Raw genomic sequence first — 17,054 nt, forward strand, 5'->3', positions numbered from 1 at the left:
TCGTGTCGTTCCGCCCCCAAGTGCCTTCTAATCCGTCTGATCTGGGCGGAACGGCGGATGACACCCTCCTCGCCGCATTAAGGTCAGAGACGTGAACGGAGCCCCAGGTCAGCGGCGGCCTGCCTGGCCGACGCTGGTCGCGGCGTCCGTGCTGACGCTGACCTGCGCGGTGGTGGCCGGGGTGGCTTCGAGCATCGCGGGGACGGAGCTCACCCGCGGCCCGAGCGTGGCGGAGCTGGAGCGGGCCGCCGCCGGTGAGATGGCCCGGCGCTGGCAGGTGTGGCCCGCCGGGCGGGTCTTCCCCGAGACCATCAGCTACGCCGCCGAGCAGGGCGGGGAGGAGAAGGCGCGCCGCGTGGGCATCTCGCCGGAGACCCGCTGCGACAAGGGGGTGGACGCCAAGCTGGGGAAGGCGCTGCGCCGGGCGGGCTGCCGGGGCATCCTGCGCGCCACCTATCTCGACGCGCTCCAGGGCGTCGTCGTCACCGTCGGCGTCGCGGCCTTCCCGGGAGAGGCGGGCGCGGCCGCGGCCAAGGCGGCGCTGCCCAGGGGCGGCCGCCCCTCCCCGGGCCTGAAGGCGCTGGCCTTCCCCGGCACGGTCACCGACCGCTTCACCTCGGCGGGGCGGCAGCACAGCCTGGTGCGGCAGGCCGGACCGTACGTGGTGATGACCACGGTCGGCCAGATCGACGGCCGTCCGGCCAGGGCGGTGGGGGAGCAGCGGCCGACCATGTTCGCCTTCACCGGCGACATCGCCGACAGGGTCCTCGCCGACCTGTCCACGCCCGTGCGGCCCGACTGCGTCTCGGAGGAATGGCGATGCTGAGGTGGGCGGGCGCCGTCGGGGCGCTGGCCGTGATCGCGCTGGGGACGGCGCCCGCCGCGCACGCCGACGACGTCCGGGGCAGCCAGCGTCAGGTGCTGCGGACCCTCGACCTGCCCAGCGCCTGGCGGACCTCCATGGGCGGGGACGTGACCGTGGCGGTGCTGGACTCGGGGGTGGACCCCGCCCATCGTGACCTGGCCGGCTCGGTGACCGAGGGCAAGGACTTCACCGCGGGGGCCAACCCGCCGGGAGTGGCCCCCCTGCGGCTGCACGGGACCTACATGGCCTCGCTCATCGCCGGGCACGGGCACGGCCCCGGCGGGGCGGACGGGGTGATCGGGGTCGCGCCCAGGGCGAAGGTGCTGTCGGTCCGGGTGATCCTGGAGGACGAGGAGCCGGGATTCCGGGAGTTCAACACCGCCGAGCGGTTCGAGAACGTGGTGGCCAGGGGGATCAGATACGCCGTGGACCACGGCGCGGACGTGATCAACATGTCGATCTCCAAGGAGCTGGCGACCAAGGAGGAGCGCGCGGCGGTCCGTTACGCGATCTCCAGGGGGGTCGTGCTCGTCGCCGCGGCGGGCAACGAGGGGGCGGGCAAGCCCGACTCCACCGGTTACGCCCCCTACTCCTACCCGGCGGCCTTCCCGGGGGTGGTCTCGGTGGCCGCGGCCGACCGGGGGCTGCGCAGGGCCTCCTTCTCCAACTGGAACCCCTCGGTCCTGGTGGCCGCGCCCGGGGTGGACATCCTCGGCGCGGGCCCCGGCGACGAATACTGGGTCGGCCGCGGCACCTCCCAGGCGACCGCGCTGGTCTCCGGCGTCGCTGCGCTAATAAAAGCGAAATATCCGAAAATGTCGCCCGCGCTGGTCGCGCAGGCGCTCACCACCGGAGCGGTCCGGCGGCCGAGCGGAGGTTACGACACCGGCATGGGCTTCGGCGTCGTCAACGCCCCCCGGGCACTCGCCGAGGCCGCCAGGATCTCCCGTCACACCCTCACCGCCGGCCCCGGCAGCCACGACCCCGCACGCCCGCTGGGCCGGGGGGTGGCCCCGGTGCAGGTGATCCACCGGGACCAGCACAAGATCACGGTGTACGGAGGGGTGGCGGCGGCCGCCGGGCTCGGCGCGGTCGCGTCCCTGGCGGTGATCGCCGTGCTGGTGGGGCGGGCGCGGTCGGCGGCCCGGTCCGCGGACGCGGCGGAGCCCCCGGTCCCGGCTACGTGAGTGCGCCGGACCGCCTGTGACGGTCCCCGGTTCTGGTTCTGTGAGGGTGCCGGGCTGCCCGTGACGATCCCCGAGTGTGCCGGGTCGCCTGTGACGGTCCCCGGTCCCGGTGCGCGGACGCAGCCGACTCTCACGGACCGTGACATCACAAACGCACTCCGACGATAGGGCGGCAGCGCCCTGCGACGTAGCATCGAGGTATGTCGAAGCCGGAGCGGCCCCAGGAGCCAGGACGGCGACCGGAGGCCTCGGCGTCTCCCGCCCGCGACGGCCGCCCGCCGCCCGGCTCCTGGACGCCGCGCGCGGGCGGCACCCGGGTGCGGCGGGTCTCCCCGTCCGGCACCGCCGCCCGGCGGGTCCGGGTCCGGGCCTGGCCCGCGGCGGGCCGTGACCGCCTGGCGGCCGAGCGCGCCGAGCGCGCCACCCTGGAGCAGGGGATCCGGTTCCGGACGATCTTCCTGATCCTGATGGGCACGATCCTGGCGATCGGCGCGAGCGATGTGCTGACCGGTGCGGTCGGGCTGCTCCGGGAGACCGCCGCCCGCCCGCTCACGGCCGCCGAGCAGGCCCGCTACATCAAGGACGACATCGCCAGGCGCTGGCACGCCTGGTCCACCGATCTGGTCTTCCCCACGGAGCTTCAGTACATCGGCCTCGGCCGGGCCCAGCAATACGCCCGGCGGGTCGGTCTCGCCCCCGAGGTCCCCTGCAGGTCCGGCATGGACGCCTCGACGGGCTCCGTCCTGGCCCAGTACGGCTGCCGCACGCTGCTGCGGGCCACCTACGTGGACCAGACCTCCACGTTCGTCATCACCGTGGGCGTCGCGGTGCTCCGGGACGAGGAGACGCGGATCGCCGCGACCGCGCAGTTGCCGGTGGACGACCGCGTGGGGGTGCGGCCGGTGGCCTTCCCCGGCACGCCCAGCGAGCTGTTCGGCGCCGCCCAGCGGCAGCGCAACGCCTGGGTCGCGGTCGGCCCCTACGTCGTCTTCTCCACCGCCGGCTACAGCGACGGGCGCACCCGCGCGTCGATCTCCCCGGAGGAGATCCTGCACAGCGAGCTGTGGCCGGCGGCGCAGGCGGTGGCCGGGCGCATCGCCCGTGCCCTGGGCGACGAGCCCAGCGCCGTGCCGCAGTGCACCCAGGGAAACGTGTGTTGAGGCGGCGGGCCTGGGCGGCGGGCGCCCTGGCGGCTCTCTCCCTGACGGTCGCCACCCCGGTGGGCGCCGCCGACGTGCGCGCGGACCAGCGCTGGGTGCTGGAGGCGATGAACGTCGAGCAGGCATGGAAGACCACCAAAGGCGCGGGCGTCACCGTGGCCCTGGTGGACAGCACGGTGGACGGCGGCGTCGCGGAGCTGCGCGGCCGGGTCGTCTCCGGCCCCGACATGGGTTCGGCGCAGCCCGCGGAGGGCGGCCCCGACGCGGGCTGGCACGGCACGGCGATGGCCTCGCTCATCGCCGGAGCGGGCAACGGCGCCGACGGCCTCCTCGGCACCGCGCCCGAGGCGCGGATACTGTCGCTGCCGCTGGTCCTGCGGGGCGGGCCGGAGAACCGGACCGCCCAGCCGGAGGCGGACCTGCGGACGCAGAGCGACAGCCCGGTGGCGCGCGCGATCCGCTACGCCGCCAATCATGGGGCCAAGGTCGTCAGCATGTCCCTGGGCGCCTACGGGCCGCACAAGGCCGAACGCGAGGCGGTCTCCTACGCGCTGTCGCGGGGCGTGGTGCTGGTCGCGGCCGTCGGCAACGACGGAGGCTCCGAGCACTCCCTCGACAACGCCACCTCCTTCTGGAACTTCCCCGCCGGATACTCCGGGGTCATCGGGGTGGGCGCGGTCGACGTGACGGGCCGGCCGGCCCCGTTCAGCAGCGACAACCTGTCGGTGCTGGTCTCCGCGCCGGGCGTGGACATACCGGTGGTGATCCCGGGCGGCGGCTACCGCTCCGCGGAGGGCACCAGTGCCGCGGCGGCACTGGTTGCGGGGGTCGCCGCACTCATAAAAGCGAAATATCCAGATATCCCGCCGCAGTTGGTGTCGCGGGCCCTCACCTCCACCGCCACATCCGCCCCCGCCGCCGGATACGACGACCACGTCGGATTCGGGGTCGTCGACGCCGGCGCGGCGCTGGCCAGGGCGGGAGAGCTGATGAGCCGTACGGCGCAGGCGTCCCCGCCGGCGGTCCAGCACTTCGGCGCGGGATCCCTGTCCCGGGAGCCCGCCCGGCCCGGCCCCGACCCGTTCCGGCTCGGTCTGTACGGCGTGGGCCTGATCGGCGGGCTGCTGGCCTTCGGCGGGGCCGTGGTGATGCTCACCCGGCGGTCGGGGCCGGCGGCTCCGGCGGCCGGGCAGGCCGGGGAACGGGCGGCCGGGCAGGCCGGGCCGTGGCCGTGAGCCGGGCCGCGGGACATCGGGGCGTTGAATCGATTGGAACGCTTTTTGGACACTGTTCGGACGCGGTGGGGCGGATGACGGCCCTGGCGGTCGGAGGATCGCCGGATGTTCGCTAGGGTCGCCCCTCATGGGGTACGAGTTGCGCGTGGAGCGCCCGGCGCCTCTCGCCTTCGCGGAACTCGCGACAGTGCTGGGGCAGGCGGGGTTCGAGTTCCGCGGTTCGCAGGAGGTGGGCGAGGTCCTGGCCCGCCACGACGGGGCCGTTCACGCCATAGCCGTCTGGAACGGCGGCCTGTCCGGCACGCCTGGATCCGACTGGCAGGTGGCCCAGCTGGCGCGGGTCTCCGCCCTGCTGGGCGCGCGCCTGGTCGGCGAGGACGGGGAGTCCTACGCGATCCGTGACGGCCTCGTCGAGCAGCTGAACGGCTCGGCGGCCTACGAGTTCGGCAAGCTCGACGAGATCCTCGCGGCCGGGCCAGCCGTATGGAGCCAGTAGGCCACCCGCCCCCGTACGCCGAGCGGGTGCTCGACCTGGTCGAGCGCATCCCGCCCGGGATGGTGATGTCCTACGGTGACATCGCCGAATACCTCGGCGAGGGAGGTCCCCGCCAGGTCGGGAAAGTCATGTCCACCTGGGGTGGAGGCGTGCCCTGGTGGCGTGTCGTGCACGCCGACGGGACCCCGCCGCCGGGCCACGAGCAGAGGTGTCTGGCGCAGTGGCGGCAGGAGCGGACCCCGCTGAGGGGCGCCCGCGCGGACATGCGCTCGGCGCGATGGGACGGGATGCCGGAAAGCACGGCGTAACCGGCTCCAGCGCGGCCCACTAACATGGCCTAGGACAGCGGTCTGTCCGAAAGGCGGTGCCTCCCCCATGGCCACCGGCACCACACCAGCGCGGTCCGGCGGCGATTCCGCCCCCGACCGCCTACGGGCTGTTCAAGATCTCTGTGACCGGGGAGAACCGCTCGAATCGATCATGGCGGCGGTGCTCGCCGAGGGGCTGACCCCGGCCGAGCGCCGCAGGTTCGACGCCGACGCGCTGGCCGGCCCGCTCGGCTCCCGGCTCGATCTGGCGGTCAAGCGCGGCGCCGCCCGCCGTCGTGAGTTCGTCACGGCCGTCAAGCCCTACCTCGCCGGCGTGGACGCGCGGGTCAAGCGCGACCTGCCGGTGGCCCGCAGGATCGCCTTCCACCTGGTCGAGCACCGGGAGGTGGACGACCTCGCCGACGGCGACGCGCTGCAGAAGATCGCCGCGGCCGCGGCGGAGCCGTCCAGGCGGGTCCGCAGGAAGCTGCGCTGGTATGCGGACCTGCCGCTCCAGGACGAGCTGCCGGAGGCCATGTACCGGCTGCGCGCCGCCGACCTGATCCCGATGACCCAGGTCGAGGACGTCTCCTGGTCCGGTGGCCGGCTGCGGATCAGCGGCCACGCCTACCTGGCCGGGCTCTCGGTCCGCAGCCCCCGGTTCAACCGCGCCACCGTCGTGCTGCGCGGTCCTCGCTGGCTGCCCCCGGTGCGGCTGCGCACCCGCAGGATCTTCCATCCGGAGGCCACCCACGGCGCCGAGGAGGCCGGCTGCAACTACGACTGGTCCGGCTTCACCGCCGAGCTGCACCCCTGGGCGCTGCGCTGGCGAGCCGCGGCGCGGGCCGTCGTGCGCGGCGGCAAGCGGCTGCTCCGCCATCGGGCCGTCGTGCGCGACACCACCACCTGGCGTGCCGAGATCGTGATCTGGAGCCGGGGCGCCCGTGCCAAGGGCCTGCTCCGCGGCCCTTCCATCGGCCGCACCGAGCGTCCCCGGGGCCTGGACCTCGGCGGTGGCCGGTGGGTCCGCCCGGTCTGGACCTCCGACCGCGCCCTCCAGGTCGTGCTCCAGCCCACCCGGGCCGAGCTGACGGAGGTGCGGCTGGAGGGCGACCGGCTGGAGCTGAAGGTGTTCCTGCCCGGCCGGGGGCACAACAAGGGCCACGCGCGCCTGGACGGCCACCGGATGTCGGCCGACTTCACCCCGGTCGAGGGGGGCACCGAGGTCGTCGTGCCGCTCGCCGTGCCCTCGCTGCTGCAGGAGCGCGACGGCGGCCGGCTCTGGATCGAGCCCAAGGGCGACCCGGCGGCCGCGGTCATGCTCGGCCGGGCCGAGGAGAGCCGCTCGGTCGTCGGCGAGCGGGAGATCACCGTGCTGGGCGACCGGCGCGACCGGGTGATCGTCTCCGCGCACCGGATCCGCCCGATCATCTCGGCGGCGACCTGGGACGAGAACGGCGCGCTCACCCTCGAAGGCTCCTATCCGGGCTCCGGGGCGGCCGAGCTGACGCTCAGGCACCGCACCGGGCTCATCCACACCGTCGCGCTGGAGCGGGCCGGATCCCGCTTCTCGGCGCGGTTCGCGCCCGCCGCGATGCCCCGCTTCGGGGAGACCGTGCCGCTGGGCAGCGGGAGCTGGAGCATGGCGGTCCGCGACCCCGCCGGGCAGATCGTGCCGCTCCGGGTCGACCACGCCGTCCTCGACTCGCTGGACGAGGAGCCCAAGCTCCGCGACGGCCGGGAATACCGCCTGGTCTCCACCCGGTTCGACGTGCCGGTGCTGACCGTCGCCGAGCACCGGCCCGACGACGAGAAGGGCGCCGGCGGCCTCTACGCCCTGCGGCGCTCGTTCTACCCGGCCGAGCGGGCCCGCGAGCTGAGCGACGCGACCGTCTACGTCGCCTACGACGGCCGGCAGTACGAAGGCAACGTCCGGGCGATCTACGAGGAGCGCGTCCGGCGCGGTGACGACCGTGAGCACATCTGGGTGGTCAAGGACGGGGCGTTCGTGCCGCCGGGCTCGACGGAGCTCGGGTTCGGCTCCGACATCCGGCCGACGGTGGTCCGCGCGGGCAGCCGCGAGCACTACGCGGTGCTCGCGCGCTCGCGCCACGTGGTGACCAACGGCTTCCTGCCACCGTGGTTCCGCGCCCGCGAGGACCAGATGGTCGTGCAGACCTGGCACGGCAGCCCGCTCAAGCGCCTGGGCAACGACCTGCCGCACATGTCCCGCGACCCGAAGCCGCCGGCCTGGCACCGGCAGGCGGTCGAGGTGCGGGGCTGGGACCTGCTGGTCTCACAGAGCCCGTGGGCCACCCCGATCCTGCGCAAGGCGTTCGGCTACCAGGGCGAGGTCCTGGAGAGCGGCTACCCGCGCAACGACGTGCTGTCGGCCCCCGACCGGGACGAGCTGGCCGCGCGGGTACGCCGCAGGCTCGGCATCGCCGAGGGCGCCAAGGTGGTGCTCTACGCGCCGACCTTCCGCGACTACGACCGCAAGAACGCCTCGCTCCGGCTGGACCTGGCCGAGGCGCGGCGGGTGCTCGGTCCCGGCCACGAGTTCCTGATCAGGGCGCACTCGATGCAGGCGGCGCCCAACGTGCCCCGGGGCCTCGGCCGCGATGTCACCACGTATCCGGACATGGCGGACCTGCTGCTGGTCGCCGACGTGCTGATCACCGACTACTCCTCCGTCATGTTCGACTTCGCCGCGACCGGGCGGCCCATGCTCTTCTTCACCCACGACCTGTCGCGCTACTCGGCCAAGCGGGGCCTCTACCTCGATCTGACCGCCGAGGCCCCCGGGCCCCTGCTGACCACCGGCGCCCAGGTGATCGAGGCGGTGCGGACGATCGACGAGGTGGCCGCCGCGCACGCCGAGCGGTACGAACGCTTCCGGCGCGGCTACGCCCCCCGCGACGACGGCAAGGCGACCGCCCGGCTGGTCGATCACGTCTTCGTCTCCTGACCCGGTTCCGTCTCCTGACCCGATTCCGTCTCCTGGCCCGGTTCCGGGCCGGACCGGCCGCGGCGGCGATCAGATGGCATGCGTCACTGCGCGCTCCCGTCCACCTGCCGCCGCACCGGCCCGGGGCGGCCCGGCCTCCGGCGCCACGCTCGCCCCTGTGCCGGTCTGAGCTGGGCATACGCCTCCGACGACCAAGAAAGACGGCCCGGACGGCCCGGCCGTCCGGCTGATCGGATCGACGTTCCGCCATGCCGCGCACCCGGAGTCGGCACGATCATCGCCCGAGATCTGGTGGAATGGCGAGTTGTGAGTGGCCAGGGCTGGCGTTTGGTGCGTCGTGAGGGTGCGGGGAGAGCTGTTGCCCCCGTGCTCGACGAGCATCAGCGGGCGGTGGTGGCCCATGGGAGCGGCCCGCTGCTCGTGCTCGCCGGGCCCGGCACCGGCAAGACCACCACGATCGTGGAGACCGTGGTGGACCGGATCGAGCGCCGCGGCGTGGATCCCGAGCGGGTGCTCGTCCTCACCTTCAGCCGCAAGGCCGCCGAGGAACTGCGCGAACGTATCACCGGCCGGATGCGCCGCACCACCCGGACCCCCCTCGCCCTCACCTTCCACAGCTACGCCTACGCGCTGCTCCGCCGCGAGGCCGTGCTCGCCGGGGGCGTGCCGCCCCGCCTGCTGACCGGTCCCGAGCAGCTCCTGGAGATCCGCCGCCTGCTCCACGGCGAGCTGGAGGACGGCGCCCCGCACTGGCCGGACGACATGCGCGAGGCGCTCAAGACCCGTGGTTTCGCCCAGGAGCTGCGCGACTTCCTGGCCCGTGCCGCCGAGCGGGGTCTCGACGGCGACGAGCTGGTCGAGCTGGGCCGCCGGCACGGCCGTCCCGACTGGGTGGCCGCCGGACGGTTCGCCGACCGCTACCAGTCCAGGTTCGACCTGGACATGGAGCCGGTGCTCGACTACTCCGACCTGATCCGCACCGCCGGCGGCCTGCTCACCGACCCCGAGGTGCGGCTGCGCGAGCGCGCCGCCTACGACGTCGTCCTCGTGGACGAATACCAGGACACCGATCCGGCCCAGGAGTTCCTGCTCCAGCAGCTGGCGGGGGAGGGCCGCGACCTCGTCGCGGTCGGCGACCCCGACCAGTCGATCTACGGCTTCCGCGGCGCCGACGTGCGCGGGATCATGCGCTTCCCGGAGAGCTTCCCCACGGCCGACGGCGAGAACGCGCCCGTCATCGCCCTGCGCGTGTGCCGCCGCAGCGGCCCCGAGCTCCTGAGGGCCTCCCGCCGCGTCGCCGCGCGCCTGCCCGCGACCCCGGGTGGTGCCGCCCACCGCGACCTGCGCGCGCTGCCGGAGGCCGAGCCCGGCGACGTCCGGGTGGTGGTGACCGACGGGGCCACGCAGGAGGCCGCGGTCGTGGCCGACACGCTGCGCCGGGCGCACCTGCTGGACGGGGTCCCCTGGTCGCGGATGGCGGTGCTGGTCCGCTCGGCCACGCGCCAGGTGCCGCTGCTGCGCCGCGCCCTGGTCACGGCCGGGGTGCCGGTCGTCGTGGGCGGCGGTGCGCTGCCGCTGTTCCAGGAGCCGGGCGTGCGGCCGCTGATCAGGCTCATCCAGGTCGCCCTCCACCCGGAGACCCTCGACGAGGGGGTGGCCGAGGAGCTGCTGACCGGCGCGCTCGGCGGCACCGACATGATCGGGGTGCGCCGCCTGCGCCGGGCCCTGCGGATCGCCGAGCACGAGGCGCTGACGGACCCCGACGGACGCGACCTGGTGGACCACTCCGGCGAGCGCGACGCCGCCGAGCCGCGCTCGTCGGGTGAGCTGCTGGTCGCGGCCCTGAAGGACGTGCGGGAGCTGGTCCGGGTGGAGCCGCACGTGGCGCTGCCCGCCGAACGGCTCGCCCGGCTCATCTCCGGCGCCGCCGAGGCCGTACGGCAGGGCGGCACCGCCGAAGACGTGCTCTGGACCGTCTGGCAGGCCACCGGGCTGGCCGAGAAGTGGACCGAGACGAGCGTCGCGGGCGGCTTCCGGGGCACCATGGCCGACCGCGACCTCGACGCGGTGGTGGCGCTGTTCGACCACGCGGCCAGGTTCGTCGACCGGCTGCCGCACGCGGGCGTCGAGGTGTTCGTCGAGGACCTGGTCGCCCAGGAGATCCCCGGCGACTCCCTCGCCGCGCGCGCCCCCGACACCGAGTCGGTGCGGATCCTGACCGCGCACCGCGCCAAGGGCCTGGAGTGGGACGTCGTGGTCGTCGCCGGCGTGCAGGAGGGGGCCTGGCCGGACCTGCGGCTGCGCGGGTCCATCCTGAGCACCGACGACATGGTCGCCAGGGCGGAGGGATCGGAGCACGAGAACCCGGCCGCCGTCTCCGCCGCGCTGGCCTCCCAGCTCCTGGCCGAGGAGCGCCGGCTGTTCTACGTGGCGGCGACCAGGGCCAGGCACAGGCTCATCGTCACCGCCGTGGGCGGCGACGACAGCGAGGAGCGGCCCTCCCGGTTCCTCGGCGAGCTGGTGCCCGGAGCGGCGGAGGAGACGGTCGTCGACGAGCGCTCCCGCTGGCTGAGCATGTCCGCCCTGGTGGCGGACCTGCGTTCGGCCGTCTCCGACCCGACCCGGCCCACCCCGCTGCGCAGGGCCGCCGCCGGGCACCTGGCCAGGCTCGCCGCCGCCGGGGTGCCCGGTGCCCACCCCAACGAGTGGTACGCCCTCACCCCGATCTCCGACGACCGCCCGCTGAGCTGGCCCGACGACATCGTGCGCGTCTCACCCTCGGCGGTGGAGAACTTCACCAAGTGCGGCCTGCGCTGGCTGCTGGAGACCTCCGTGGGGGCGAGCGGCACCGACGCGGCGCGGGGACTGGGCACGGTCATCCACGCGCTGGCCGTGCTCGCCGCGACGGGCATGCCCGCCGAGGACACCCTCGGCAAGCGCCTGGACGAGGTCTGGCACGAGCTCGACTTCGGTGGCGTCTGGTACAACCGCAAGCAGCGCCAGGTCGCCGAGCAGATGATCTCCAAGTTCGTCCGCTGGCACCAGGAGAACCCCCGCGAGCTGGTCGGGCTGGAAGAGGCGTTCACGGCCATGGTCTCCGAGGGCGTGCAGATCAAGGGGCGGGTGGACCGGGTCGAACGCGACGCCGAGGGCCGGGCCGTGATCATCGACATCAAGACCGGCAAGAACGGGCCGAAGGACGCCGAGATCGAGCGCCACCCCCAGCTCGGGGTCTACCAGCTCGCCGCGCTGCTGGGCGCCTTCCAGCGGCACGGGATGACCGAGCCCGGCGGTGCGGCCCTGGTCCAGGTGGGCGACGCCGCGGGCAAGAAGGACGCCAAGGAGCAGGCCCAGCGGGCCCTGTCGGAGGACACCGACCCCGGCTGGGCGCGCGACATGGTCGACACCGTGGCGCTCGGCATGTCCGGGCCGTTCTTCCAGGCCAAGGTCAACGACGGATGCCGTACCTGCGCGGTGCGGGCGAGCTGCCCGGTCAGCAAGAACGGGGACCAGGTGTGCTGAGCCGGTGCCGCGGCCGGCGGGTGCCGTACCTGCGCGGTGCGGGCGAGCTGCCCGGTCAGCAAGAACGGGGACCAGGTGTGCTGAGCCGGTGCCGCGGCCGGCGGGTGCCGTACCTGCGCGGTGCGGGCGAGCTGCCCGGTCAGCAAGAACGGAGATCAGGCGTGCTGAGCCGTACCCCCCGCCGCGAGGACGTCCCGTGCTGAGCCCGAGCCTGCTCGCCGCCAAGCTGGGCATCCTCCCCCCCACCCCCGAGCAGGCCGAGGTGATCGAGGCCGGTCTCGGACCGATGGTCGTGGTCGCCGGGGCGGGGTCCGGCAAGAGCGAGACCATGGCCGGGCGGGTCGTCTGGCTGGTGGCCAACGGCCTGGTCCGCCCCGAACAGGTGCTCGGCCTGACCTTCACCAGGAAGGCCGCCGGCGAGCTGGCCCACCGCGTCCGCGAGCGGCTCAACGGCCTGGTCACCGCCGAGCAGGTCCCCGCCGAGCTGCTGGAGGGCGAGCCGACCATCTCGACCTACCACGCCTACGCGGCCAGGCTGGTCACCGACCACGCCCTGCGCGAGGCGCTGGAGCCGACCATGCGCCTGGTCAGCCCGGCCGTCTCCTGGCAGTTGGCCGGGCGGGTGGTCAGCGCCTACGACGGGCCCATGGAGCAGATCGAGTGGGGCCCGGCCACCGTCACCCGGGCGGTGCTGGAGCTGGCCGGGGAGATGGCCGAGCACCTGCGCGGCCCGCAGGACGTGCGGGAGATCGGCGCCTGGCTCACCGAGCGCTACGGCGAGCTGCCCGGCTCGCCCACCCTGCCCCAGCGCCGGCCGCTGGCCACGCAGCGGGCCAGGGAGCAGCTCCTGCCCCTGGTCGAGGCGTACGGCCGGCTCAAGCGGGGCCGCGAGGTCGTCGACCACGGCGACCAGATGGCGCTGGCCGCCCGGATCGCCGCCAGGCACGCCGAGGTCGGCGAGATCGAGCGGGGCCGCTTCGCCGTCGTCCTCCTCGACGAATACCAGGACACCAGCCACGCCCAGCTCGTCCTGCTCCGCTCGCTGTTCGGCGGCGGCCATCCGGTGACCGCCGTGGGCGACCCCTGCCAGTCCATCTACGGCTGGCGCGGCGCCTCGGCGGGCAACCTCACCCGATTCCCCCGTGACTTCCCGACGGCCTCGGGGGAGCCCGCCCCGGTCCGCCGCCTGTCGGTCAGCTTCCGCAACGGCGACGCCGTACTGGACGTCGCGGCCCGGGTGCAGCTCCCGCTCCGGATGGAGGCGCGGGAGGTGCCGGTGCTGGTGCCCGGCGGCAACCGGGTCGAGCGCGGCCGGGTGGTGTGCGCCTTCCACGAGACCGCCGACGACGAGGCGGCGTGGATCGCCGACGGCGTCGCCAGGCTGCTCGGCAGCGAGAGCGCCCCCGACGGCCTGCCCTGGGGCGAGGGCGAGCGCAAGAAGGCCAAGCAGAGCGCGTGGGGCGGCCCGCAGTGCCTGCAGCCGCACGACGTGGCGGTGCTGGCCCGCAAACGGTCGCAGTTCCCCGCGCTGCGCCGCGCCCTGGAGGAGCGGGGGATCCCGGTCGAGGTGGTCGGCCTGGGCGGCCTGCTGACCGTGCCGGAGGTCTCCGACATCGTCTCCACCCTGCGCGTGCTCTACGACCCGACCGCGGGTGACGCGCTGGTCCGGCTGCTGTCCGGCCCCCGGTGGCGGATCGGCCCGGCCGACCTGAAGGAGCTGGGCGAGCGGGCGCGCGAGCTGAACCGGGAGACCCGGGAGGGCGGATCGGCGGTGGCCGACCCGCTGGACCAGGTCGTGGCGGACCTGGCCGAGGAGCGCGGCAGCCTGGTCGACGCCCTCGACGAGCTGCCCGACCGCCCCGAATGGCAGGACCTGTTCTCGCCCCTGGCCCGGGTGCGGCTGCTCGCCATGGCGCAGGAGCTGCGGATCCTGCGCGCCCACACCGGCCAGCCGCTCCCCGACCTGATCATCGAGATCGAGCGCAGGCTCGGCCTGGACATCGAGGTGGCGGCACGGGGCACGGCCGTCGGCCCGTTCGCCGCCCGGGCCGACCTGGACGCCTTCCTGGACGCCGCGGCCCGGTTCGCGGGCGACTCCGAGGACCCGACGCTGGGCGCGTTCCTGGCCTTCCTGAAGGCGGCCGACGAGGAGGAGAACGGCCTGGACGCCGGGCGGGTGGGGGAGAGCAACAGCGTCAAGCTGATGACCATCCACGCCTCCAAGGGCCTGGAGTGGCCGGTCGTCGTGCTCCCCGGGCTGTCCCAGGCGCTGTCCAAGGCGGGGACCCTGACCGTCGGCACGATGTTCCCGGCCCGCCCGACGACCAGTCCCAAGTGGACGGACAACCCGCGCAAGCTGCCCTACCCGCTCCGCGGCGACGCCTCCGACCTGCCCGGGCTGGCCGGGCTGAGCAAGGAGGAGCTGGCCGAGTTCGACGAGCGCTGCCGTGACCGCGACCTGCTGGAGGAGCGCCGCCTGGCCTACGTGGCCGTCACCCGCGCCCACTACCTCCTGATCGCCTCCGGCTACCGCTGGGGCAGCGCGGCCAAGCCCCTGGAGCCCTCCGACTTCCTGGTGGAGATCCGCGAGACCTGTGGCCGCGTCGCCGCCTGGGCGCCCGAGGCCGCCGAGGGCGCCACCAACCCGCTCCTCGCCGAGCCGGCCGAGGCCACCTGGCCCGTCACCCCCGAAGGTCTGCGCTACGGCGCCGTCCTCGACGGCGCCACCATGGTCGAGGCGGCCCTCGCGGCCCTCACCGGAGCCGGGCCGCTCCCTCCCGCCGGCCGGAGCGGCCCGGCCGGCTCCGGCGCGGACGGCGCGGACATTCCCTTCCCCGAGGCCCCGCGGGACGGTGAGGGCATCCCCTTCCCGGGGGCTCCGGACGGCGAGGAGATTCCTTTCCCGGAGGCCCCGCAGGACGAGGAGGATCTCTTCCCGGAGGACCCGGACTTCCCGGAGGACCCGGACTTCCCGGAGGTCCCCGACTTCTCCGGGGACGCGGGGCACTTCTCCGGCGACCCGGCGGACCTCCCCGGAGCCGTGCTGGGTGAGGGGCCCGCCGCCCCGGCAGGGCAGGGCGCCCCGGCCGGCCCCGGGCGCGGGGGTGAGGGGCCGCCGGAGCGCGGAGGCGTGTCCGGGGGCGAGCCCGAGCCGGAGCCCCAGGGGGAGCGCGCCACTGCCTTCGCGGAGCTGCGCGGCTGGGACAGGGAGCGGGCGAAGGCGTGGGAGCGCGACACCGAGCTCCTGCTCCGGGAGCGGGCCGTGAACCGCCGGCGCGGTGGCGGGCAGGTGGAGCTGCCCACCCATCTGAGCGTCTCGGAACTGGTCACCCTGGCCGCCGACGCCAAGGCCCTGGCCCGGGAGATCCGCCGCCCGGTGCCCAGGAAGCCCACCCCGCTGGCCCGCCGGGGCACTTCCTTCCACCGCTGGCTGGAGTCCCGGTGGGGCCAGCAGCGCCTGCTCGACGAGCTCGAACTGCCCGGCTCCTCCGACGGCTTCGAGGAGACCGACCTCCAGCTCGACGAGCTGCGCGACTGGTTCGAGGAGAGCGAGTGGGCCGGCCGGGAGCCGCTGGACGTCGAGATCCCCTTCGAGACGATGATCGCCGACCGGCTGGTCCGGGGCCGGATGGACGCGGTGTTCGAGACCCCCGACGGCGGCTACGAGGTCGTCGACTGGAAGACCGGCCGGCCTCCCAAGGGCAAGAAGGCCGCGGCCGCGGCGGCGGTACAGCTCGCCGCCTACCGCCTGGCCTGGTCCCATCTGGCCGAGGTCCCCCTCCACCGGGTGAGCGCCGCCTTCCACTTCGTCCGCCTCAACGAGACGGTCAGGCCGGTCAACCTCCTCGACGAGCGCGGCCTGATCAGGCTCCTGGAGTCGGTCCCCGCTCTCGGCTGACCCGAGGGGACAGCGGGAAAGGAGAAGGCCCCTCCTCATCGCCGGCGCTCTTGTCCTCGCTCCGGTCACCCGGCCTTTGCCTCGATCTACCCATCGCTGTGGATGATGAGAGATACCTGGCTATCCACGGTGGGCTTCGCCGTCCCACCCGGTCCTGGCTTCCGGGAGTGCGGCGACGCCGAGGCCGAGGTCCGCAAGAACGGAGACCACGCATGAGCAGCGGAACCGTTCCGAAGCCCATAGCGAACATGAGCAGCTTCATCGACGACCGCACCGGGGCGGGGAACTTCCTCAAGCGCAATTTACGGAAGATCTTTCCTGACCACTGGTCGTTCCTGCTGGGCGAGATCGCGCTCTACTCGTTCGTCGTCCTGCTGCTGACCGGCACGTTCTTGACGTTCTTCTTCAGGCCCAGCATGGGCGAGGTCGTGTACGACGGCTCCTACGAGCCGCTCAAGGGCGTCATGATGTCCGAGGCGTACGCCTCGTCGCTGCACATCAGCTTCGACATCCGCGGTGGTCTGCTGATGCGGCAGATGCACCACTGGGCCGCTCTGCTGTTCGTCGCCGGGATGATGGTGCACATGCTCCGGGTGTTCTTCACCGGTGCGTACCGCAAGCCGCGTGAGTTCAACTGGCTGATCGGCGTCGGGCTGCTGACGCTGGCCCTGTTCGAGGGGCTGACCGGTTACTCGCTCCCCGACGACCTGCTCTCCGGCGCGGGTCTGCGGATCACCGAGGGTGTGATGATCTCGCTGCCGCTGGTCGGCACCTGGATCACCTTCTTCCTCTTCGGCGGCGAGTATCCCGGCGAGGATGTCGTCGCCCGGTTCTACTCGATGCACATCCTGCTCATCCCGGGCATCCTGCTGGCGTTGATCACCGCCCACCTCATGTTGATGTGGGTGCAGAAGCACACGCAGATGCCGGGCAAGGGCCGCACGAACAACAACGTGGTGGGCGCCCCGTTCTATCCGTCCTTCATGGCCAAGTCGGGCGCCTACTTCATGTTCACCTTCGGCACCATCGCGCTGCTGGGCACCTTCGCGCAGATCAACCCGATCTGGCTGTTCGGTCCCTACACGCCGGCCGACATCTCGGCGGGTTCGCAGCCCGACTTCTACATGGGATTCCTGGAGGGCTCGCTCCGGCTGATGCCGTCCTGGGAGATCAACTTCCTGGGCTTCACGCTGCCGTTGAGCGTGCTGATCCCGGCGCTGGTCCCGATGGGCATCATCATGATGGGCCTGGCCCTGTATCCGTTCATCGAGCGGTGGGTGACCGGGGACCGCAGCGAGCACCACATCGCCGAGCGTCCCCGCAACAACCCGCACCGCACCTCGATCGGCATGTCGGCGGTCACCTTCTACGGCATCCTGTGGCTGCTGGGCACTTCGCGTTCTCCAGGCGGGAGA

The 17,054-nt window shown here is 73.7% G+C and carries 10 protein-coding genes; all 10 read left to right on the forward strand.

Features of this window, described 5'->3' with window-relative positions; genetic code table 11:
- The first annotated feature begins 91 nt into the window (after positions 1–91).
- Complete coding sequence (locus tag ACWDS7_RS19295; RefSeq protein WP_306864217.1) at positions 92–826, forward strand: hypothetical protein; 735 nt, start codon at positions 92–94, stop codon at positions 824–826.
- A complete protein-coding gene (locus ACWDS7_RS19300) occupies positions 820–2,052 on the forward strand; it encodes a S8 family serine peptidase (RefSeq protein WP_451930372.1) in 1,233 nt (410 codons plus the stop codon). The genes ACWDS7_RS19295 and ACWDS7_RS19300 overlap by 7 nt, the downstream gene beginning before the upstream one ends.
- Before the next feature lie 200 nt (positions 2,053–2,252).
- Positions 2,253–3,212: a hypothetical protein gene (locus ACWDS7_RS19305; RefSeq protein WP_451930373.1), complete on the forward strand. Its 960-nt coding sequence runs from the start codon at positions 2,253–2,255 to the stop codon at positions 3,210–3,212.
- A complete protein-coding gene (locus ACWDS7_RS19310; protein ID WP_451930374.1) occupies positions 3,206–4,447 on the forward strand; it encodes a S8 family serine peptidase in 1,242 nt (413 codons plus the stop codon). The genes ACWDS7_RS19305 and ACWDS7_RS19310 overlap by 7 nt, the downstream gene beginning before the upstream one ends.
- A gap of 127 nt (positions 4,448–4,574) precedes the next feature.
- Positions 4,575–4,943: a hypothetical protein gene (locus ACWDS7_RS19315; protein ID WP_306864226.1), complete on the forward strand. Its 369-nt coding sequence runs from the start codon at positions 4,575–4,577 to the stop codon at positions 4,941–4,943.
- Complete coding sequence (locus ACWDS7_RS19320; protein WP_306864228.1) at positions 4,931–5,251, forward strand: MGMT family protein; 321 nt, start codon at positions 4,931–4,933, stop codon at positions 5,249–5,251. The genes ACWDS7_RS19315 and ACWDS7_RS19320 overlap by 13 nt, the downstream gene beginning before the upstream one ends.
- Before the next feature lie 172 nt (positions 5,252–5,423).
- Positions 5,424–8,219 carry a CDP-glycerol glycerophosphotransferase family protein gene (locus ACWDS7_RS19325; RefSeq protein WP_306864231.1) on the forward strand — a complete coding sequence of 932 codons (2,796 nt, stop codon included), beginning with the start codon at positions 5,424–5,426 and terminating at the stop codon, positions 8,217–8,219.
- 366 nt (positions 8,220–8,585) lie between these two features.
- The gene (locus ACWDS7_RS19330; protein WP_451930375.1) at positions 8,586–11,741 is read left to right on the forward strand and encodes an ATP-dependent helicase; all 3,156 of its coding nucleotides are present in this window, start codon (positions 8,586–8,588) and stop codon (positions 11,739–11,741) included.
- Positions 11,742–11,937: 196 nt separating this feature from the next.
- Complete coding sequence (locus ACWDS7_RS19335) at positions 11,938–15,639, forward strand: UvrD-helicase domain-containing protein (protein WP_451930376.1); 3,702 nt, start codon at positions 11,938–11,940, stop codon at positions 15,637–15,639.
- A gap of 212 nt (positions 15,640–15,851) precedes the next feature.
- Positions 15,852–17,054, forward strand: a 1,203-nt coding sequence (qcrB, locus tag ACWDS7_RS19340; protein ID WP_451930377.1) for a cytochrome bc1 complex cytochrome b subunit, incomplete at its 3' end; no start/stop codon positions are given.

This window comes from Streptosporangium sp. NPDC003464 (assembly GCF_053588315.1).

Excerpts from the sequence above, each read along its gene's own strand:
- ACWDS7_RS19300 (WP_451930372.1), top strand. The coding sequence starts at position 820 with ATGCTGAGGTGGGCGGGCGCCGTCGGGGCGCTGGCCGTGATCGCGCTG.
- ACWDS7_RS19305 (WP_451930373.1), top strand. The coding sequence starts at position 2,253 with ATGTCGAAGCCGGAGCGGCCCCAGGAGCCAGGACGGCGACCGGAGGCC.
- ACWDS7_RS19315 (WP_306864226.1), top strand. The coding sequence starts at position 4,575 with ATGGGGTACGAGTTGCGCGTGGAGCGCCCGGCGCCTCTCGCCTTCGCG.
- ACWDS7_RS19320 (WP_306864228.1), top strand. The coding sequence starts at position 4,931 with ATGGAGCCAGTAGGCCACCCGCCCCCGTACGCCGAGCGGGTGCTCGAC.
- ACWDS7_RS19325 (WP_306864231.1), top strand. The coding sequence starts at position 5,424 with ATGGCGGCGGTGCTCGCCGAGGGGCTGACCCCGGCCGAGCGCCGCAGG.